Source organism: Alloalcanivorax xenomutans (genome assembly GCF_900217905.1).
In the GTDB taxonomy this organism is placed as follows: domain Bacteria; phylum Pseudomonadota; class Gammaproteobacteria; order Pseudomonadales; family Alcanivoracaceae; genus Alloalcanivorax; species Alloalcanivorax xenomutans.
Genome location: NZ_OBMO01000019.1, coordinates 82,677 through 103,099, shown reverse-complemented (window position 1 = coordinate 103,099; position 20,423 = coordinate 82,677). Strand labels below are relative to the sequence as shown.

The window sequence follows — 20,423 nt, the reverse complement described above, 5'->3', positions numbered from 1 at the left end:
ATATCTTCAGGGCCCCATTCACTGCCAAGCGGAGCGCCGCCCGGACAGTTTCCCACAGCGGCTTCGTAGGCCGGTCTGTCTGTAACAGAGCGACGGTTCAGGTTTCGGTTTGCGCGTCCTTCCGGGTTCCGGGCAGTAGCAGACCGCTGAGGTAAACCAGCCCCACCAGTGCCACGCCGGCCACGTCCGTCTCCCAGCCGGGCACCATCATCAGCAGGCCGCCGATCAGGAACAGCAACGCCTTGAAGCGGCTCAACGCGCCGTGGAAATAGGCGTAACGTTCCAACCCGGCGGACAGCATCCAGACACCAATGGCGGCGGTGATGACGTAGCGGACAATAAGCATCGGTTCGCCGCGCAGAATCAGTTCCGGTTCCACCACGAACAGGAACGGCAGAATGAACAGCACCGATCCCAACTTGAAGGACTGGAAGGCGGTCTTCATCGCCGGTTCGCCGGCCACACCGGCGGCGGTGATCGACGCCAGTGCCACCGGCGGCGTGATGTAGGACAGCATGCCCCAATAGAGAATGAACATGTGGCTGGCCACCGGGTCCAGGCCCATTTTCACCAGCGCCGGTGCCAGCACGATAGCCAGGAAGATGTAGCAGGCGCTGGCGGTCATGCCCATGCCCAGTACGAAGCTGGTGAGCGCGCCCAGTATCAACAGCAGTGCCACGTTGTCGCCGGCATACTGGATCAGTTCACGGGAAAAAGCCGTGCCGGCGCCAGTCAGGGACAGCGCCCCCACCACCAGCCCGATGCCGGCCAGAATCGCCACCAGGTTGGCCACGTTTTTTCCGGACTCGACGATCACATCCAGGATCACCCGCTTGCGGTTACCGCCACGATGCAACACCAATGCGGTCACCAGCAGCGCCACGGACGCGTAGAACGGCGCCATGGATTCGATACGCCAGGCCAGCAGCAGAAAGACCAGCAGCGCCAGGCTGAACAGGTAGATCCAGCCTTCCAGCAGGGTTTTCACCACCGATGGCAGCTCTTCCTTTGGCAGTCCTTTCAGTCCCTTGCGCGCGGCGTGCGCGTCCGCCTGCAGGAACAGGATCAAATAGAAAAACAGCGCCGGCACCAGAGCGGCGGACGCCACTTCCAGGTACGGGACATTGAGAAAGGACGCCATGATAAACGCCACCGCGCCCATGATCGGAGGCATGATGGTACCGCCAGTGGAGGCACAGGCTTCCACCGCGGCGGCATAGGTGCCGGGGTAACCGTAGCGCTTCATGGTGGGGATGGTCATCGGGCCGGTGGACAGCACATTGGACACGGCGCTGCCGGAAAGGCTGCCGAAAAAGCCCGAGGACAGAATCGAGACCTTGGCCGGCCCACCACGGCGGGAGCCCATCAGCGCGTAGGCCAGCTTCATGAAGAAATCACCGCCGCCGGACACCGTCAGCACCACACCGAAGACGATGAAACCGATCAGCAAATCCGCCACCACGCGCATGGGAATGCCGATGATGCTCTCCACGCCCATGGCGTTGGCGCGCACGGCTTCCTCCAGGGTGTATTGGGATCCCCACAACACGCCGGGCATGCTGTCGGCGAACAGCGGATAGATACTGAAAACCAGACACACCAGCAACAGGACGGTGCCGCCGCAACGGCGCACGCCCTCCAGAGCGATCAGGACCAGCACTCCGGACAGCACCGTGGGCAACATCGGCGCGTCGATATCCCAGCCACTGTTGATAATGGTGGCCGCGTTGGAGGAGAAGTAAACGCCCACCGCCAGCGTTGCCAACGCCAGTAGCCAGTCGTACCACGGCACCCGCCCACGACTGCCCTTGGTGGCGGGGAAGACCAGAAAAGCCACGGCCACGAACACGCCGATCAACAGATAATAGAAAGCGGTACTCAGTGGCTGAAAGCCGAACAGATTGAGTGTAAAAACCTGGTTCACCGCCAGGGTCAGTCCCACGGCGGACAGTATCAAGACAGCGACGTAAGCGGCGCCGGATACCCGTGTGGCCTCCCCTTCCGGGCTCGTGGCCGGGGCGGCGTCGGGATTGGTTTCGGCCTGCATGGTGGTTTCTCCGTCATTCAGTCGATGGCGGCGAAGCGGCCGCGACGGGATCACCGCGCGACCGTTTCGCTCACAAGCCTGAGCGGTCTCAACCGGCGCTCAGGGCCTCTTTGCGGTAGTCCATCCAGAATTGCGGCCAGGCGTCGTCACTGATGCCTTTGGTTTTCGCTTCGTCACGCGCGGCTTCCCACGCGGCCTTCACTTTCTGAAGATGCTCGATACGCTTCTGGTTCCATTTGTCGTCCTCGGCGGTCCACACGCCGATTTCCTTCAGGTAGCGAATCGCACCGGGGTGGAAAGGTGCATCCACCGGCGGACGTCCGGACAACTTCACGTCCCAGCGGGGCATCACCGGATTGGAGTCCTTGTACAGGTCGTAGGTGGACACCACTGCCTTGGTCATGTTGTAGGCTTCGTCATCGGTGAGCGCGGCGTAGGTGACGATCATCGGGTAGCGGTACGCCGCCATCGGTGCCGGGTTGTCCTCGGACATGCCGGCGCCCACGGTTTCCATGGCGGCTTCGAAGATCGGCGCCACTTTGTTCAGACGGTCCCAGGCCTCCTCGTCATCCAGGGGAATATGCGGCCAGGCCAGGCCACGGGGGCTGGACGCCAGCTCGTAAAGCGTCGGCGCTCCCGGAGACACGATGGCGGCATCGACGGTGTCTTCGATCATGCCGCGCAGGGACGCGCCATAGGACGGCAGGCGCACCTGCTGGACGTCGTCCCAGGTCAGACCGGCGGACGCCATCAGCGCTTCGGCCTTGATGTTCACCGAAGGGTTGGCCTCCACATAGGCCACGCGCTTGCCACGCAGATCCTCGAGCGTCTTGATGTTGGCATCGGCGGCGGTGGCCAGCGACACCGAGGCCGGACGGCCCAGCAGCACACGCAGATCCTGGGGGCCCCAGTCAGGGCTGGCGAAATCGTAGATCCCTTCAGCGGCGAAATAGGTTTCGGTGGCGAGGAACGCGAATTTGACCCGGCCGGTTTCCAGCGGCTTGAGACGGCCAATAGCAGTACCGGAAGGCATGATGCGAATACGCACGCCGTACTCTTTCATCATCGCGTCGGCGATCATTGAGGCTTCGGTATAACCGGAGGAGCCCACATCGTAGGCGCTCCAGAGCATGGAACGTTCCAGGTTGACGTCGTCGGCCAGCGCGCCGTGCGCGGCGGCCAGAGGCAGAGCGGCCAGCGCCGCCCATTTGGCGAGGGACTTGAACATAATGATTATCCTTATTGTCGAGTGTTGGTCGTGAAAAGTCAGGCTCGGGTTGTTGTCAGCGGCTTCGTGGCATGGTCTGTGGGAGCCAGCCTGCTGGCGAATTCCAGCCCTCCGGCGTTGGCACATTCGCTTGCAGCGGCCCGCCGCCCGGACAAGCTCCCACAGCGGCTTCGCAGCTACATCGGGTGCTGGGAATGCCCTGTTAAATCGGGTCCCAGCTGAACACGTCGCCGCTGCGCTCCAGCGGATAGAAGGTGGACTTCAGTGCCGGGATGGCGTGATCGGCCACGGTTTCCGGAGTCCAGCCTTCGCCACGGTGCACGCTTTTGAGCGGACGGCTCTGGCCCATGGTGAAAATCTCGTTGTTGCGCACGGAGAAGATCTGGCCACTGATGTCCTGGGCCTGATCCGAGGCCAGGAACACCACCAGAGGCGCGTTCTTGTCCGGAGTCATTTGCTTGAGTTTTTCCACTCGCGCTTTTTCTTCGTCGGTGCGGGCGGGAATGGAGCTGGTCATGCGGCTCCAGGCGAACGGCGCGATGCAGTTGGAACGCACGCCGTAACGCTGCATGTCCAGAGCGATGGACTTGGACAGCGCGGCGATGCCCAGTTTCGCGGCGGAATAGTTGGCCTGGCCAAAGTTACCGATCAAACCGGAGGTGCTGACAGTATGAATGTAGGCACCACTGTGCTGCTTGCGGAAAATTTCGGCGGCGGCACGGCTTACATAGAAAGTGCCGTTGAGGTGAACGTCCACCACCAGCTGCCACTCTTCCAGTGACATTTTGTGGAACATGACGTCGCGCAGCACACCGGCGTTGTTGACCACCGCGTCGAGACGGCCGAAGTGATCCTGCGCGCAATCGACGATGCGGCGGGCGCTGTCCCAGTCGGACACGCTGTCGGTGTTGATGACGCCTTCGCCGCCCAGCTCGCGCACCATGGCGAGGGTTTCTTCCGCCGGGCTTTGCGAACCGCCTTCACCGGTGAGGGATACGCCGATGTCGTTGATCACCACTTTGGCGCCGGCGGCGGCGGCCGCCAGAACATAGGCGCGGCCTACACCGCCACCACCACCGGTGACGATGACGACTTTGTCTTCCAGCATGGGTTGTTGTGCCATGATTTCTCTCCCGTTGATACTTTTGTCTCAGGACGGCAGCCCGAGGACGTGTTTGGCCAGAATATTGCGTTGAATTTCGTTACTGCCACCGTAGATGGTGGTGGGCCGCGACTGAATGAAGATCCCCGCCGGATGCAGATCCGGGTCACCGGGCAAGGGCTCCAGCGTGCCGGAATCCTCGCCGGCAGTGAGCAACGCCAGTTCGCTGATGCGTTGATACAACTCGGACTGGTGCACTTTCAGCATGGAGACGTCCGGCCCCAGGGACTCGCCGCGTTTCAACTGATCCGCGTAGTGCTCGTAAAGCGCTTTGTGGCAATCCAGGTCCATCGCCAGAGTGGTGTAACGGTCCTGGAACAGCGGGTCGTTCCAAACACCGAGCCGGCGCGCCAGACGCTCCACCCGCACCAGGGCGTTGGAAGATTGCTTCGGCGAGCCGAGGAAAATCCGTTCGAAGCCGAGCAGCGCCTTGGCCATGCTCCAGCCCTTGTTGACCTCGCCCACCAGATTGGCCTTCGGCACGCGCACGTCGGTGAAGAACACTTCGGCGAATTCGGCCTGGCGTTCCAGATTGGGAATCGGCCGCACTTCAATACCGGGGCTGTCCATCGGCACCAGCAGGAAGCTGATGCCTTGCTGCGGCTTGCCTTCACGGCTGGTGCGCACCAACACGAAGATCCAGTTGGCCTCGGTGGCCATGGTGGTCCAGATTTTCTGGCCGTTGATTACCCATTCGTCACCATCGAGCAGCGCTTCAGTGCGCAGGCCCGCCAGGTCGGAGCCGGCGTTGGGCTCGGAATAACCCTGGCACCAGATGTGCTCGCCGTTAATGATCTTCGGCAGAAAGTGCGCTTTCTGCTCGTCGCTGCCGTAACGGATCAGCAGCGGACCGAGCATGGTGATGCCGGAGTCCGGCAGACGGGCGCAGCCGTAATTTTCCATCTCCTCCATCATCGCCAGCTGCTTGCCGGCGCTGAGACCCATACCGCCGTGCTCGGCGGGCCAACCCGGTGCCAGCCAGCCTTTTTCCGACAGCTTCTGGTACCAGGGGCGGCAGGGACCGATACCCAACCGGTACGGCGGATTACGGATTTCCTCCGGATAGTTTTGTTCCAGCCAGCGGCGCACCATGACACGGAAGTCTTCGTCGCTCATGCTGTTGTAGTCGGTGTTTTGCTCAGCCATGTTCAGTTACCTCCGAAACGGGGTGCGCGTTTTTCGGCGAAGGCGGCTTTGCCTTCCTGGTGGTCGGCGCTGATCAGCAATTGGCTCTGCCAATCCACCTCACGGGTGAAGGCCCATTCCAACTGACCGGCGAGCATGGCCTTGGTGGCGGCCACCGCCAGCGGTGCCTGATCGTTCAGGGCCTCGGCCTGTTGCAAGGCGGCTTGCAGGGACTGGCCGGCCTCCACCATGCTGTCCACCACACCCAGGCTCAGGGCCTCGGCGGCTTCCAGCCGCTGGTTGTACATCAGGATCTGACGCGCGCGAGCCATGCCGACCCGGGACGGCAAGGTGTGAAACAATCCCAGATCCGCGGCCAATCCCACTTTGCCAAAGCCCGATTGAAAGCGGGCGTTGTCCGCGGCGATCACCGTGTCGCAGGCCATCGCCAGGGAAAAACCGGCGCCCACCGCCCAGCCTTCCACGGCGGCGATCAGCGGCTTGCCCATGGTCAGCATCTGCTGCACCAGGCGGGTATTGCGGCGCATGCGGGTGCGGGCACTGGCCAGTTGGGTTTCGTTCATTTGGCCGATGTCGCCGCCGGCACAGAAGGTGCCTTCGGCGCCGGTGATCACCACGCAACGCACCCCGGCGTCCTGCTCCGCCGCCAGCAAGGCGTCATAGAGCTCGGCGCGCATTTCCATGGAGAGCGCGTTTTTACGGGCCGGCGCATTGAACGTGAGCACCTGGCAGTTGCCTTCACGGCGAGACAGCAAGGGACCGCTCATCAGGCGTCCTCCTCATCGATCAGTGACATGAAACGGCGTTTGTGGCCGTCGACACCGCCAAAACGGTTGAGCAGCACCAGCACCTTGCGCGGGAACAAACCGATGTCGGCTTCGTCGGTGTAACCGATGCCGCCGTGGAACTGCACTGCTTCGCGGGTCACCAGCATGGCGGCGGTGGAGGCTTTTACCCGGGCGGTGGACACGGCGCGGCGAATGCGTTCGATGGGGAATTCCTGATCGATGGCGCGGGCGGCGCTGGTGACCATGGCGCGCGTCAGTTCGATCTGGATTTTCAGGTCCACGGCGCGATGCTGCAGGGCCTGGAAACTGCCGATTTCCTTACCGAACTGACGGCGGATTTTCAGATAGGAGAGGGTTTCATCAAACGCCGCCTGCATCACACCCAGCAGGTAGGCGGCACACCCCAGGGTGGCGTCTTCCAGCGCGGCATCCACATCGACGCTGCTCACCAATTCCCGCACCGGCGTGTTATTGAACTTCACGGTGGCAACGTGGGAACCGTCCTGCTGCAACTGACGTTCCAGGGTCAGCCCGGCGGCGTCCTTGTCCACCAACGCCAGTCCCTGATCACAGGCCACCAGGAAGGCATCGGCGGCACTGGCCAGGGACACCCGGCGCACCTCGCCATCCAACGCGTTATCACGGCACACCGGCGGCTGGTCAACGCCCCCGATCCCGGCCGGCAGAATCAGTTGCTCGCCCTGGATATGCGCGGTGGCGGCGGCTTGCGGCAACAGCGCGGCGGTAAGCGCGCCTTCAATCAACGGCTCCGGCACCAGGCCTTTGCCAAGCTCCTCCAGCAGCGCCACGTATTCCAGCATGCCCAGACCGGCACCGCCTTTCTCTTCCGGCACACGCAGGCCGGTCCAACCCATTTCACAGAATTCCCGCCAGATCGCGGGATCCAGGCCGAGGTCGCTGTAGCGGGTTTCGCGGGCCCGCTCCAACGCACCATGACGGGACACCAGCGTCACCGCGCTGTCACGGATCATCCGCACCTGTTCTTCCCGCGCCTCGAGGTCCTCTTGGGTCCATTCGATGGTCATTGTTCTCTCCCGAATTTATTGGCTAACGTCATTCGCCGCCAAGGCGGCTCCCACAGAGGCGCCGGTCAAACAAAATCCAGTTTGCCGTTGTTCACCACCACCACATCACGCTCCACCACCCGGGCGCGGAAGGACCCGTCGCGCCAGATTTCAGTACGGATGGTCTCGCCCGGAAAAACCGGCGAGGAAAAACGCAGGGACAGGGCCTTGAGGCGATCTTCCCGGTAATCCACCAACTCGCGGAACAACGCATGGAAGACCACGCCAAGGGTGCACAGGCCGTGCAGAATCGGACGCGGATAGCCGGCGGCCTCGGCGGTGGCGGGATTGGAGTGCAGCGGGTTGTCGTCGCCGTTGAGACGGTAGTACAGCGCCTGCTCGGCACGGGTGGGCAGATCCACGCTGATGTCCGGCTCGCTGTCCGGCAGGGTGTGTACCGCGTGCAACGGTTCGCTGTCGCCACCGAACCCGCCCTGCCCGCGCAGCACCGTGGTCATGCCGGCGGTAGCCAACAACTCGCCGTTACCGTCGCGCAGTTCCTTTTCGCTGTACATCAGCGCGTTGTTGCCCTTGTCCACCACACCGGTGACGCGGGTTTCGCCCACCACTTCGCCCGCCACCGGCAGCGGCTTGTGCCACTCAATGCGCTGTTCACCGTGCACCACGCGCACCGCATCGATGCCGGTATCGTCACGCGCCACCCAGAAACCGGGATGTCCCAGCACCACCGCGATGCTGGGCAGCGCACGGAAATCCCGGGCGGAATCGACGAAGCGCAGTTGTTTTTCGTCCAGGGGGTCCATACCGAGGCCCACCGACAGGGCATAAAACGCGGTGTCCTTTTCGGTCAGTGTTTGACGTACCTGGGGAATGGGGTAATTGAGCAAATGTTGCGGATCGATAGCCATGCCGCTCTCACTTTTGTTCGTTCAATTGGATCACCGCGTCGGCGGCGAAGGCACCCTGCCCTTCGGGCATGGCGAAAACCGGATTGATATCGATGGAGTCCAGGCGCTCGCCGGCGCCGACCGCGAAGCGGGACAAATTGGCGAGCACCTGCGACAGCGCATCCAGGTCCACCGGCGCGCGACCGCGGGCGCCTTGCAACAACGGCGCGCCCTTGATCGACAGAATCAGATCGCGGGCTTCCTCGCGGTCGAACGGACAACGGCGGAACGCCACATCCTTGAGCACTTCAACGAAAATGCCGCCGAGACCGAACACCGCCACCGGGCCGAATTGGGGATCGCGCTGGATTCCCATGAAGCATTCCACGCCACCGACAATCTGCCGGGCCACCAACACACCATCCAGTTTGGCGTCCGGGACACGGCGTTCGGCATTGCCCAACAGTGTCTGGAAGCCTTCGCGCACGGAGTCCGCGCCGGCAACGTTCAACAGCACGCCACCGATTTCGGATTTGTGCACGATGTCGGCGGAGGCGATTTTCATCACCACCGGGAAGCCGATTTGTTCGGCGTAGGCGGCGGCCTCCTCGGCGCTGCCGAGCACTTTTTCCGGCACCGCGGGAATACCGTGCGCGGCCAGCAATTGTTTGGCTTCGGCTTCGCCGGGCGTGACTTCCGGCAAGGTTACCGGTGACACCGCTTCCCGCCGTGGCAAGGGCCGGGCGAAGGCGTCGCCCAACTGCCCCATGGCCTTGATTACTTTCACCGCGTCGGTGGGGTCTTCCATCAATACGAAGCCGGCCTCTTCATAGGGCCGGTTCTGCTCCGGCTCGCCGATCAGTGACATCACGAACAGACGATCCGGATGGGCATCCTTTACTTTTTTCAACTCCGCGCACAGTTTCGGCGCCACCGATGGCACCGTGCCGGCCTGGCTGAAAAACGCCAGCACCGAAGCGTAGCCGCCATCGGACACCATGCGCTCACCGAAGGTGCCGGCCAGGGTCAGGTCGTTGAGCACCTGGGCGGTGCAGTCCACCGGATTGATCGGGGAACAGAACGGCACCGCGGCTTTCAGGTCGGCCTGTGCCGGTTCCGGCATGGGTGGCATCGGCACGTCCAGCTGTTCGGCCAGGTCGCTGACGATGATGCCGGCGCCACCGCTGATGGTGAGCATGCCGAGGGAATTGTTGGCCGGATAAATGCGGCGGGTGGCGGTATAGGCCACGTCCAGCAGCTCGGCGCTGCTCTCCACGCGGATTACCGCGTAGTCCGCCAGCATCGCGTCGAATACCCGATCGTCACCGGCCAGAGCGGCGGTGTGGGACATGGCGGCTTTCTGGCCCAGGGCGCTGCGGCCCACCTTCTGCAGAATCACCGGTTTGCGCGCGGCGTGCGCGGCTTCCAGAGCGGCGATGAACGAATCCACATCGCGCACCGCTTCGGCGTAGGCCATCACCACGTCAATGTCCGGGTTCTCCACCATCCAGCCAATGGCTTCGCCCAGGGTGACGTCACATTCGTTGCCGGTGGCGGCGCAGATAGGCGTACCCAGCCCACGCGCCCGTGCCAGCCCCAGCAGGTGAGCGCCGTAGGCGCCGGACTGGGAGGCGATGCCGATACGGCCCGGTAGCGGAAAGCCGCGTTCCAGACCGGACATGAAACTGCCGAAGAAGCCGATGGTGCTGTTGAAAGCGCCGGCGGTATTGGGGCCGAGCAGGCGCATGCCATGGCGGCGCGCGGTGGCCAGCAATTGCTGCTGTAGCGCTTCACCCTGCGCGCCCACTTCACTGAAACCGGAAGAGAAAATAATGGCGCTGCGTCCGCCCCTGCGGCCCAGGGCATCCACGGTGTCCACCACCTGCGCGGCCGGCACCGCCACCACCGAGGCGTCCGGCGCGTCCGGCAGGTCATCGATGCTGGCATAGGCCGGCAGCCCCTGAATTTCGCTGCGTTTCGGGTTCACCGGCATTACCCTGCCCTGGAACTCACCGCGCAGCATGTAGCTTACTGGCCGGCCACCGATACGGGTGGCGTCGGCGGATGCTCCCACCACCGCCACGGACCGTGGCTGCAGCAGTGGCGTTAGAGAAGCGAACCGGCCGTTGGCGGTGCCGTTCGCGTTGGTGTCGTCTTGCATCACCGCAAGCTCCTTTCTGGTCCGGCTATTTCTGACTGTTCTTATTGAAGGGCTGACGAGGGACGCCCACCCCGTCGCCACCGGCGACAAAGCCGCCGGGGCGGGGGGATCTTCCCAGGTGAGCGCATGGGAAACGGAGTACAACGATCTCGGCGACAGCGGTGCGAGAACGGGCTATCCGGGCCGGGACCAGCGCCGGGACTAAAGGTATAGTGACGACGTGGCCAGGACGGGCCACCGGGGGCATGCTCATCACTGTGCTCTCCCACTTTGTTGTTCTGTGCCGTGATTTCGACAACGGCGCCGGGTCGTTGCCCGGTCCGGAATTGCGGTTTATGGTAGATTCACCATTCTGAATGTCAATCCTTATTGTGAATACAAATCCATGACATCCCCAAAAGACGAACGCAGTGACTCCAGCAGCAGAAACGGCGGCGGCCGAAATGGCAGCACCAAGGACGTGGGCGCCGTGGTGAACGCGATCCAGCTTTTGCGCCACCTCGCCCACCAGCAGGCCCCGGAGGGCGTGGCCGCCATCGCCCGCGCCACCGGCGTCAGCCCGAGCAGCGCCTTCAACATTCTGCGCACCCTCAATAACGAGGGCTTCGTGCGCTTCGACGAAAGCAGCAAGACCTACCAGTTGGGCATTGGTCTGTCCGAACTGACGGTCAATCTGATCGGTCAGAGCTATGCCGACCTGATTCAGCCGGAACTGGAACGGCTGGCCCTGAATCTGGATATCCTGATCGTGTTGTGGCGCATCACCCACGACAACCATGTCAGCGTCATCGCCCGCGGCATCCCCAATGTGGCCCATGTGGATGTGCGGCTGGACAGCCGCCTGCCGGAGCTGATCGGCGCCTGCGGCCGCGCCATCGCCGGAGTACGCGACCTGCCCGACGCGGAGCTGCGGCGCCGCTTCGCACGGCTGCGCTGGGAGAATCCGCCCAGCTTCGAGGAATACCAAAAGGGCGTTAAGGAAGCACGGGAACGGGGCTGGGCCCTGGACGACAACTGCCTGTATCGCGGCATCAGCATGGTGGCCAGCGTTCTCACCGATCACCACAACCAGCCGCGCTTCGCCATCTCCGGTATCGGCATCACCGCTCAGCACAATGCCCGGGGCCTGGCCCGGGCCGGCGAGGCCATCCGCGACACCGCGCACTTCCTGGAACGCTCACTGTTTCCCCGCAACCTTAGGGAAAACACCATCAATGAATAGCATTCAGGATATGGAATAAAGATACCAAACACTTGGCTTCTGGCTTCTGGCTTCTGGCTTCTGGCTTCTGGCTTCTGGCTTCTGGCGTGCTATGATTGCATTGATATCAATGAAAGCACCCGGAGAACCCCATGGCCTCCATTACCATCCGCAACCTCGACGATGAATTGAAAGCCCGGCTGCGCTTGAGCGCCGCTGAACACGGCCATTCCATGGAGGAAGAAGTAAGGCAGATCCTGCATCGCGCGCTGGAACCGGGTTCGGATACCGGTCTTGGCACCCGCATCCGCGAGCGCTTTGCCGCTTACGACGCCGAACCGCCGGAGTTCGAACGGCGCCAGGACGCGCCCCGTGATCCAGGTCTGGATCAATGATTGTCCTGGACACCAATGTGCTGTCGGAATTGATGCGGCCGGCCCCCGAACCCCGGGTCATCGCATGGCTGGACCGCCAGAGCGGCCGGGATGTGGCGGTTACCAGTATCACCGTGGCGGAAATACTGCATGGCGTCCGCCGCTTGCCCGCCGGGCGACGCAAGCGCCGTCTCACGGACCTGTCCATAGGCTTGTTCAACGAGGAGTTCGCCGGCCGCGTGCTGCCTTTCGACGCCCCGGCCGCCGCTTACTACGCGGAAAAACTGGCGGCCTGCGAAAAACGCGGACGGCCCGTGCACATGGCCGACGCTCAGATCGCCGCCATCTGCGAGCGGCACGGCGCTGTACTGGCCACTCGCAATATCAAGGATTTCGAACCCTTGGGGGTGTCTTTACTGAATCCGTGGATGGCCGATTAGGTCACTGCCCCGCAAGCTTCCCACAGGGGCTTCGTGGCACCCACAAGGGGCCCATCAGGCAGCGTAGTAGCGCCGGCCCTCGCGGTCGGCGCGCGTGGCGCGGCCGTGGGCGTGCAGGCAGTTGAGATGCGCGATGCTCTCCCCCATGGCGAACATCATCTGATTGTTGTCGAGCTTGCGGTTGAACAGCAGTGGCAACAGATCGTAGGCGGTCAGCGGCGCTTTCTCACAGGCTTCCTCGGCCACGCTCAACTGCTCGTCATGGTGTTTGACCAAAGCATCGATACGAGCGTGCAGACCATGGAAGGCCAGCCCATGGGCGGGCAATACCAGACTGTCTTCCGGCAGTGCGTTCTTAATCGCCGTCAATGAATCGACGAAAGCGCTGACCGGGTCATCATCCGGGTCGCGTGCATGCACGGTCAGGTTACTGGAGATGCGCGGCAGCACCTGATCACCGCTGATCAGCACATGATCGTGTTCACGGAACAGGCAGGCGTGCTCCGGCGCGTGGCCCCGGCCGATGTGCACCCGCCAGGTTTGACCATTGATTTGAATGGCGTCACCGGCAGCGATGAACTCCGGGGTCGGCGGCATGATCGGCACCACTTTTCGAAAACCGTTGCCGCGGCCACTGAGCGCATCCAGCGGCTCCCCATGCAGACCGTGCAACCCCATGAAGCGGCGCACGTCCTGACGCACGGTGTCGTCCTCGGCGGAGTGCAAATGATTGAGCAGCTCCCATTCCCCGCGCGTCATGCGTACCGGTGCATTGAATCGCTGCGCCAGCCAGCCGGCCTGGCCGACATGGTCCGGATGATAATGGGTGACAATGATGCGGCGGATCGGCCGGCCTTCCAGGGCGTTATCGAACGCCTGGGCCCAGATTTTCTGGGTGTGGCGGGTGCCGAATCCGGTATCGACCAGGGTCCAGCCGTCCCCATCCTCCAGCAACCACAGATTAATGTGGTCCAGCGCCAGCGGCATGGGAAAGTACAACCAGTACACGCCCGGCGCTACTTCCAGACGCTCGCCGGGCTGCGGCGGTTGCGAAAACGGATACTGCAATTCGGACATGGGGTTCTCCCGAAGACCACTTTGTCGTTATTGTGTTGACCCAACCTCAGGGATGAAACCAGACGGAAAGGTGAACCCAGTATACCTATGGAATCCCTCATTTTCTTCCCTTCCCGGGTTCAGGGGAAGCACGGGGATTCACTCATAACGGAGAGAGCTATCCATGCAAGCGTGGCAGATCAACGACGGCACCATGGCCCTTGGCCCCTTTGATACCCCGGAACCGGCACCGGATCAGGTGCGTATCCGGGTGCGGGCCGTGGGCATCAATCGCGCCGATATCCTGCAGGTCAAGGGCATGTATCCGGCGCCCCCGGGCTTCGACCAGCGGGTGCCCGGACTGGAATACGCTGGCGAGGTGGATGCGGTGGGCAGCAAGGTCACCCATCGCCAGGTAGGTGACCGGGTCATGGGGCTGATTCCCAGCGGCGCCTACGCGGAATATCTAGTGGTGCATGAAGATGAACCACTGACACTGCCGGACAATCTGGACTTCGCCACCGGCGCCACCATTCCGGAAGCCTTCCTGACCGCCTATCGGGCGCTGTTCCTGGATGGTGGCCTGCAACCGGGGCAATGGTGTCTGATCCGCCCGGCCAGCGCCGGCGTGGGTCTCGCTGGCACCCAGTTGGCGGCGGCGCTGGGCGCCCGGCCGATCGGCTCCAGCCGCAAGCCGGCCAATCTGCGCACCGCCGAAGGCATGGGGCTGGTGGCCACGGTCACCGAGGACGACACCCTGGCCGAGCAGCTGAAGAGCATCACCGGCGACGGTGTGGCGGTGATCATGGATATGGTGGGCCCGGACTGGAGCCAGGTGCTCAAGGGCTTGCGCACCGAAGGCACGCTGAGTCTGGTGGGCGTGCTGGGCGGGGCCCAGACCATGATGGACCTGCGCCCGTTTCTGCAGCGGCGTCTGAAAATCACCGCCATGACCATGCGCAGCCAGACCCTGGACCGCCGCATCGCCATGGCCGGGCTGTTCAACGACCGCCTGGCACCGTTGTTCGCCGCCGAACGGCTGCGTCCGTTGCCGATGGAGACCTTTGCCTTCGCCGATGCTCTGGAGGCGCACCGCCATATGGTGGAGGACGACTTCAGCGGTAAGCGGGTGTTGGTGCTATAAGATAGGATTGGCGGTCCGTGAACGCTCCCACGGACCGGGCTACGAAGCCGCCGTGGGAGCTTGCCTGCAAGCGAATCATGGGTAACGCGCCCAATTCGCTTGCAGGCAAGCTCCCACAGCGGCCTTGTAGCCACTTTTGATGTTAATGTCCGCGAGTTGGGACACCCTCTCTTCCCTACCCCATGGTATGGCCGCCGCCGCCCTGCCCTGATATATTCCCGAAACGCAATTTCATAATAATGAGGTGCCGCAATGTCTCAAGCCACCGCCACCGCCCGGCCGCAAATGACCGAAGCCGAGTGGGAAGTTCGCAAGGACCTGGCCGCCGCTTATCGTTTGGTCGCGCTCTACGGCTGGGAAGATCTGGTGTTCACTCACCTGTCCGCCCGTGTACCGGGACCGGAGCATCACTTTCTGATCAATCCGTACGGTATGTTGTTCGATGAGATCACCGCCTCCTCCCTGGTGAAAGTGGACCAGGATGGCGAAATCGTCGATCCCGGCGCCACCAACCGGGTCAACCCGGCCGGTTTCACCATCCACAGCGCCGTGCACATGGCCCGCGAGGAAGCCGGTGCGGTGTTGCACTTGCATGCCGCCGACGGTGTCGCCGTGAGCGCGCACAAGAACGGCCTGCTGCCGTTGAGCCAGACCGCCATGCTGTGTCTGGACCATCTGAGCTATCACGATTTTGAAGGTGTGGCTCTGAACCTGGACGAGCGCGAGCGTCTGGTGAAGGATCTCGGCGACAAGAACCTGATGCTGCTGCGCAACCACGGCACTCTGAGTGTGGGCAAGGATGTGGGTGAAGCCTTCACCTACATGTACTTCCTGATGAAGGGCTGCGAGATCCAGGTGCGCGCCATGGCTCAGGGTGAGACTTACCAGCCTTCCGCCGAAGCCATCGCCACTACCTCCGATCAGTCCAAGAGCCTGGGCATGGCCAGCAAGCTGACCTGGCCGGCCCTGCTGCGCAAGCTGGAACGCGCCGGCAGCGACTACGCGCGCTAAAAGAATTCGCCTGCAAGGCAAGCTCCCACAGAGCGGCTTCGGAGTCCGCTGCTGTGGGAAGCTGCCTTACAGCGATGGTTCTGGTTGCCCTACCCCTTCCCTTCCAGATTGGCGCGCAGCACGGTGAGCGCCGCCATGTTGACGATGCGCCGTACCGTGGCGCTGGAAGTCAGAATGGTCACCGGCGCGTTGACGCCGAGCAGGAACGGTCCCACCGCCACGTTGCTGCCAGCGGCGGTTTTCAACAGGTTGTAAGCGATGTTGCCGGAATCGCCGTTGGGACAGACCAGCAGATTGGCCGATCCTTTCAGAGTGGAATCCGGCAGGATGCCCTGACGAATCGATTCCTCCAGCGCGGCGTCGCCGTGCATTTCCCCATCCACTTCCAGTTCCGGAGCCGCCTCACGGATCAGCGCCAGCGCCTGACGCATTTTCTCGCTGGCGGCGCAACGTTCGGAACCAAAATTGGAGCGCGACAACAACGCCGCCTTCGGTTCCAGATTCAGGCGCCGCATTTCCTCGGCGGCGGCCACCGTGAACTCGGCGATCTGTTCGGCGGAGGGGTCCTCGTTGACGTGGGTATCCACCACCGCAACCGTGCGCTCCGGCAGTAACAGCACATTCATCGCCGCATAGGTACGGGCGTTTTCCTTACGGCCGATAACCTGATCGACAAAGCGCAGGTGCTCGGCGAACCGGCCCACGGTCCCGCAGACCATGCCATCGGCCTCACCCAGGTGCACCATCATGGCACCGATCAACGTCATGCGGCGGCGCATCTCGGTACGGGCCACTTCCTTGGTGACACCCTGGCGGCAAAGTTTTTCCCAATACTCGTTCCAGTAGCGGTGGAAACGTTCATCCTGCTCCGGATTGGTGACTTCCACATCCTCGCCGAGACGCAGGCGCAGCCCGTAGCGCTCGATGCGCATGGCCAGCACTTCCGGGCGGCCCACCAGAATCGGGAACGCCAACCCTTCATCCACCACAACTTGCACCGCGCGCAGCACCCGCTCTTCCTCGCCCTCGGTGAACACGATGCGGGCCTTGCCGCCGTCGCGCACCAGCGCCTTGGTGGCGGAGAACAAGGGCTTCATGAAGGCGCCGGAGTGGTAGACGAAGCGCTCCAGCTGTTCGGCGTAGGCGTTCAGATCGGCGATCGGCCGGGTGGCGACGCCGTCGGCCATGGCCGCTTTCGCCACCGCCGGTGCGATACGCACGATCAGGCGTGGATCGAACGGTTTCGGAATCAGGTACTCTGGCCCGAAACTGATGTCATAGGTGCCATAGGCGGCGGCCACCACCTCGTTCTGCTCTTCCTGCGCGAGACCGGCGATGGCGTATACCGCCGCTTTTTCCATTTCCCGGGTGATGGTGGTGGCACCAGCGTCCAGCGCGCCCCGGAAAATATAGGGGAAACAGAGGACGTTATTGACCTGGTTCGGGTAATCGGAACGGCCAGTGGCCATGACCAGATCATCACGCACCGCCTTGGCGTCTTCCGGCAGGATTTCCGGGCTCGGATTGGCCAGCGCCAGAATCAGCGGACGGGCCGCCATGCGCTGCACCATGTCCGGCTTCAGCACACCGCCGGCGGACAGACCGAGGAACACATCGGCACCGTCGATTACCTCGCCCAGGGTGCGTGCGTCGGTGGGTTGAGCGTAGCGGGCCTTGTCCGGATCCATCAGCACTTCGCGCCCCTGATACACCACGCCTTCGATATCGGTGACCCAGATGTTTTCCTGCGGCAGGCCCAGATCCACCATCAGATCCAGGCACGCCAGCGCCGCGGCACCGGCACCGGAAGTGACCACCTTGACCTGATCGATGGGCTTGCCCACCACCTTGAGACCGTTGATGAAGGCGGCGCTGACGGTAATGGCGGTGCCGTGCTGATCGTCATGGAATACCGGAATGCTCATGCGTTCACGCAGTTTGCGCTCAACGATAAAACACTCCGGCGCCTTGATGTCTTCCAGGTTGATGCCGCCGAAAGTCGGTTCCAGAGCGGCGATGATCTCCACCAGTTTGTCCGGGTCGCTTTCGTTGATCTCAATATCGAAGACATCGAGGCCGGCGAACTTCTTGAACAAGACCGCCTTGCCTTCCATCACCGGCTTGGACGCCAGGGCACCAATGTTGCCCAGCCCCAGTACCGCGCTGCCATTACTGATCACCCCCACCAGATTGCCGCGCCCGGTGTAACGGAACACGTTGTTGGCATCGTCGACGATCTCTTCGCAAGCGGCGGCCACGCCGGGCGAGTAAGCCAGCGCCAGATCACTCTGGTTGGTCAGTGGTTTGGTGGCGACGACGGCGGTTTTGCCGGGAACGGGGAATTCGTGGTAATCGAGTGCAGCACGACGGCTGTCGGTGGCCAAGGTCAGGTCTCCTTAATGGTCTTTCCTGGGAAGATTGTGCGAACCAGTGTACTGCTCCCCACCGGCATCACACTAGGGAGTAAAGCCTCTGGAACCCACCAAACTGTTACATTTCGCCAACTGTTACAATTCGGTTTGGTCAATCCTTCCTGGAAAGCCCGGCCAGGATTCAGCCCACCGGTGCCGCCCAGACGCTGTCCGCTGGCCCCTGCCTCACCCGCCGGGCGGTACGCCTCGCCGCCAGCATCAACAGCACCGCCGCAATCAGGGCCGTCCCTTCCACCGCCAACGTCGCCGGAGCGGTATGCAGCCAGGGCGGCAGGGAGGGCAGCGTCAGCGCCAGCAACCCGGTCAGAGGAATCGCCAGAGTGGTCAGCGCCGCCAACCACAGCAGTTCCACCACCGCGCGGGCGGCGCCGCGCCAGAACGCCCAGCCCACGCTGGCCAGGAAGACGGCATAGTAGACGCCCGGGTACCAGGCGTTGCTGTCCGCCACCAGTCCGTTCACCCATTTGCCCACCACCATGGCGGCGGAGACAGCCGCCACACAGCCCCAACAGACGCCCACGGTGGCCGCCGCCATCAGTTCGGTGGTGCGGCGCTGGGACACCGGTGCCTCATTGCGGCGTTGTTTGCGGCGGCGGGTTTCCACCCACAATAAATTACCGCTGTAAAACAGAAAGGCCCCACCCAGCCCCATTAGCACATAAATCCAGCGCATCAGGGGGCCACCAAAATTGCCAAAGTGCAGGCCGAAAAAGGTGGTGATGATATCCACCCAGGGATCCTCATGGCCCGGCATGTAATCGGTATCGGTGATCTCGCCGGTATAGGGATTGAGCTCGACGAAACCCCGATCCGCGCCGCGCACCATGTGCGCCGGATTTTCACCGGCGATACGCACCGAGGCCCGTGGACCAAGCACATCGGAGTACATCATTTCCCGGGGCTCGAAGTCAGGATCATAGTTCCGCACCGTGGCCAGCAGTGTTGCCGGCGCCACCAGATTGTCCACCTGCCGGGGGATACCGTCATCGGATGGCGCCGGCCTGGAAAACAGCGGCCGGTCTCCGTACGCCACCTTGCCCAGGCCATCGTAAATCTGATCGTGGAAAGCAAACACAATCACTGTCAGACCGATGACCAGATGAAACGGCAGGCTGGTGATACCCACCACGTTATGGGCATCGAGCCAGAACCGTTTGCGGTTCTTACCCGGTCGCAGGGCGAAGAAATCCTTGATCAGCGTGGGCAGCAACACGATCACGCCGGACACCAGCGCAAGCACATAGAGAACGCAGACCACTCCCATGACATAGACACCGAAGTAATGATGCCCCTGTCCGGGAACGCCGCCGGTCTGGTGCAGCAGATCGATCAGTTCGGCCATGGCCGAAGGTTGGTAGGACGCCGTCCGCAGAGTGCCGTCGCCGTCCAGCGAGGCCCGTCCGGTGACACCGGGAAGGTGCCGACCGCCCTGCTGCTGCCAGGTCAGGGGCACCGGCGCGCTCTCACTTTGCCGCAGGTGCAAGGTGAAGCTCCGGGCCGCTTCCGGATGGGCCCGCAGCACCGCACCGATCAGCTCCGGCCAGCGTTGCTCCCCGGTCCACCGCCACTCGCCCTGCTCCGCCACCGGCGGCGACGCCCAGCGATCCAGTTGCGCCTTGAACATGGTCAAGGCGCCGGCGTAAAAGCCGATGAACAGCATCATGCCGGCGATCAGTCCGGTCCAGGTGTGCAGCGTCTTGTAAGTCCGTATTACGTCGCTACGCATATCAGCCGCCCTCCATGATCACACGCACCACCGCCAAGGCGGAAAAAGCCGCCATATTGGCGGCTCCCAGCCACAACCAGGCACGCAGGCCGGTGCGAAACAGATAGACGAAAGCGAACACCGCCATCCAGATCACCGGTACCACCCACATATTGAATTGCACCTTGTTCGGGGCTTCGATGCCGCCCGGCCCGAGCCAGGCGAACAGCCCCATCAGTGCCAGGGCCAGGGTGAATCCGAGCACGCCGCCGGCCAGAGTCTTGCTCCACCAATGCGGTTGAATCGGCGGTCGTTTCGGCTTGGCCATCAGGCGCGCCCCTCCTTGAGCAGTGACAGCAACGGCAAGGTGCCGAGCAACAGCATGAGCACGGTCAGAGCGGCGAAGAACCCTGCCTTGGCGTCCAGCGTCACCATCCATGCCGGCCAGGACAGCAACAACAGCGCCCACGACAGAGCCCGCCAGCCGATACCAGCCAGCGGCCGCGCCAGCCACCGCTGATTGGGTGAGCGCAGGTACACCAACACGCTCCCGGCAACACTCAACAACAGGCAAATCGAAACCGTCATTTCATCA

Annotated in this window: 18 protein-coding genes; 5 read left to right on the top strand and 13 right to left on the bottom strand. The window is 62.9% G+C overall.

The window, feature by feature from the left end:
- Positions 1 to 97: 97 nt before the first annotated feature.
- The 8 genes from CRO06_RS15510 to CRO06_RS15475 all read right to left on the bottom strand — a co-directional run bounded on the left by CRO06_RS15510 (position 98) and on the right by CRO06_RS15475 (position 10,465).
- Positions 98 to 2,047 carry a TRAP transporter permease gene (locus CRO06_RS15510; protein ID WP_055100584.1) on the bottom strand — a complete coding sequence of 650 codons (1,950 nt, stop codon included), beginning with the start codon at positions 2,045 to 2,047 and terminating at the stop codon, positions 98 to 100.
- An 88-nt stretch (positions 2,048 to 2,135) separates the two neighbouring features.
- Positions 2,136 to 3,275 carry a TAXI family TRAP transporter solute-binding subunit gene (locus tag CRO06_RS15505; protein ID WP_055100583.1) on the bottom strand — a complete coding sequence of 380 codons (1,140 nt, stop codon included), beginning with the start codon at positions 3,273 to 3,275 and terminating at the stop codon, positions 2,136 to 2,138.
- A 202-nt stretch (positions 3,276 to 3,477) separates the two neighbouring features.
- A complete protein-coding gene (locus CRO06_RS15500) occupies positions 3,478 to 4,398 on the bottom strand; it encodes an SDR family NAD(P)-dependent oxidoreductase (RefSeq protein WP_014994033.1) in 921 nt (306 codons plus the stop codon).
- Between the two features lie 27 nt (positions 4,399 to 4,425).
- Entirely contained in the window at positions 4,426 to 5,583 is a 1,158-nt protein-coding gene (locus CRO06_RS15495; RefSeq protein WP_026948912.1) for an acyl-CoA dehydrogenase family protein, read from the bottom strand.
- 2 nt (positions 5,584 to 5,585) lie between these two features.
- Positions 5,586 to 6,350 carry an enoyl-CoA hydratase/isomerase family protein gene (locus CRO06_RS15490; RefSeq protein ID WP_026948913.1) on the bottom strand — a complete coding sequence of 255 codons (765 nt, stop codon included), beginning with the start codon at positions 6,348 to 6,350 and terminating at the stop codon, positions 5,586 to 5,588.
- Positions 6,350 to 7,417 carry an acyl-CoA dehydrogenase family protein gene (locus CRO06_RS15485; RefSeq protein WP_035450817.1) on the bottom strand — a complete coding sequence of 356 codons (1,068 nt, stop codon included), beginning with the start codon at positions 7,415 to 7,417 and terminating at the stop codon, positions 6,350 to 6,352. The genes CRO06_RS15490 and CRO06_RS15485 overlap by 1 nt, the downstream gene beginning before the upstream one ends.
- Before the next feature lie 65 nt (positions 7,418 to 7,482).
- Positions 7,483 to 8,325, bottom strand: coding sequence for a MaoC/PaaZ C-terminal domain-containing protein (locus tag CRO06_RS15480; protein WP_022994197.1), 843 nt, complete (start codon positions 8,323 to 8,325; stop codon positions 7,483 to 7,485).
- 7 nt (positions 8,326 to 8,332) lie between these two features.
- The gene (locus CRO06_RS15475; RefSeq protein WP_097058813.1) at positions 8,333 to 10,465 is read right to left on the bottom strand and encodes an acetate--CoA ligase family protein; all 2,133 of its coding nucleotides are present in this window, start codon (positions 10,463 to 10,465) and stop codon (positions 8,333 to 8,335) included.
- Positions 10,466 to 10,850: 385 nt separating this feature from the next.
- On the opposite strand from CRO06_RS15475, the gene CRO06_RS15470 reads away from it, so the two are divergent.
- The 3 genes from CRO06_RS15470 (at position 10,851) to CRO06_RS15460 (ending at position 12,480) form a co-directional block, all read left to right on the top strand.
- Positions 10,851 to 11,687, top strand: coding sequence for an IclR family transcriptional regulator (locus CRO06_RS15470; RefSeq protein ID WP_097058812.1), 837 nt, complete (start codon positions 10,851 to 10,853; stop codon positions 11,685 to 11,687).
- Between the two features lie 131 nt (positions 11,688 to 11,818).
- On the top strand, positions 11,819 to 12,061 hold the full coding sequence (locus tag CRO06_RS15465) for a FitA-like ribbon-helix-helix domain-containing protein (RefSeq protein ID WP_022994194.1): 243 nt from the start codon (positions 11,819 to 11,821) through the stop codon (positions 12,059 to 12,061).
- Positions 12,058 to 12,480: a type II toxin-antitoxin system VapC family toxin gene (locus tag CRO06_RS15460; protein ID WP_097058811.1), complete on the top strand. Its 423-nt coding sequence runs from the start codon at positions 12,058 to 12,060 to the stop codon at positions 12,478 to 12,480. The genes CRO06_RS15465 and CRO06_RS15460 overlap by 4 nt, the downstream gene beginning before the upstream one ends.
- A 54-nt stretch (positions 12,481 to 12,534) precedes the next feature.
- Here the strand turns inward: CRO06_RS15460 and CRO06_RS15455 are convergent, their stop codons facing one another.
- Positions 12,535 to 13,557 (bottom strand): MBL fold metallo-hydrolase, encoded by a 1,023-nt coding sequence (locus CRO06_RS15455; RefSeq protein WP_097058810.1) that lies wholly within the window; start codon positions 13,555 to 13,557, stop codon positions 12,535 to 12,537.
- 163 nt (positions 13,558 to 13,720) lie between these two features.
- Here CRO06_RS15455 and CRO06_RS15450 point away from each other — a divergent pair, with 163 nt between their 5' ends.
- Both CRO06_RS15450 and CRO06_RS15445 read left to right on the top strand, forming a co-directional pair.
- A complete protein-coding gene (locus tag CRO06_RS15450) occupies positions 13,721 to 14,680 on the top strand; it encodes a zinc-binding dehydrogenase (RefSeq protein WP_097058809.1) in 960 nt (319 codons plus the stop codon).
- Between the two features lie 252 nt (positions 14,681 to 14,932).
- A complete protein-coding gene (locus CRO06_RS15445; RefSeq protein WP_026948919.1) occupies positions 14,933 to 15,691 on the top strand; it encodes a class II aldolase/adducin family protein in 759 nt (252 codons plus the stop codon).
- An 89-nt stretch (positions 15,692 to 15,780) separates the two neighbouring features.
- Here the strand turns inward: CRO06_RS15445 and CRO06_RS15440 are convergent, their stop codons facing one another.
- From CRO06_RS15440 to CRO06_RS15425, 4 genes are all read right to left on the bottom strand, one after another.
- Positions 15,781 to 18,075: an NADP-dependent malic enzyme gene (locus CRO06_RS15440; protein WP_026948920.1), complete on the bottom strand. Its 2,295-nt coding sequence runs from the start codon at positions 18,073 to 18,075 to the stop codon at positions 15,781 to 15,783.
- A gap of 169 nt (positions 18,076 to 18,244) precedes the next feature.
- Positions 18,245 to 19,849: a PepSY-associated TM helix domain-containing protein gene (locus CRO06_RS15435; protein ID WP_097058808.1), complete on the bottom strand. Its 1,605-nt coding sequence runs from the start codon at positions 19,847 to 19,849 to the stop codon at positions 18,245 to 18,247.
- Position 19,850: 1 nt separating this feature from the next.
- Positions 19,851 to 20,156, bottom strand: a complete 306-nt coding sequence (locus tag CRO06_RS15430; protein ID WP_022994076.1) for a hypothetical protein — start codon at positions 20,154 to 20,156, stop codon at positions 19,851 to 19,853.
- Positions 20,156 to 20,416: a hypothetical protein gene (locus CRO06_RS15425; protein WP_022994075.1), complete on the bottom strand. Its 261-nt coding sequence runs from the start codon at positions 20,414 to 20,416 to the stop codon at positions 20,156 to 20,158. The genes CRO06_RS15430 and CRO06_RS15425 overlap by 1 nt, the downstream gene beginning before the upstream one ends.
- Positions 20,417 to 20,423 lie beyond the last annotated feature (7 nt).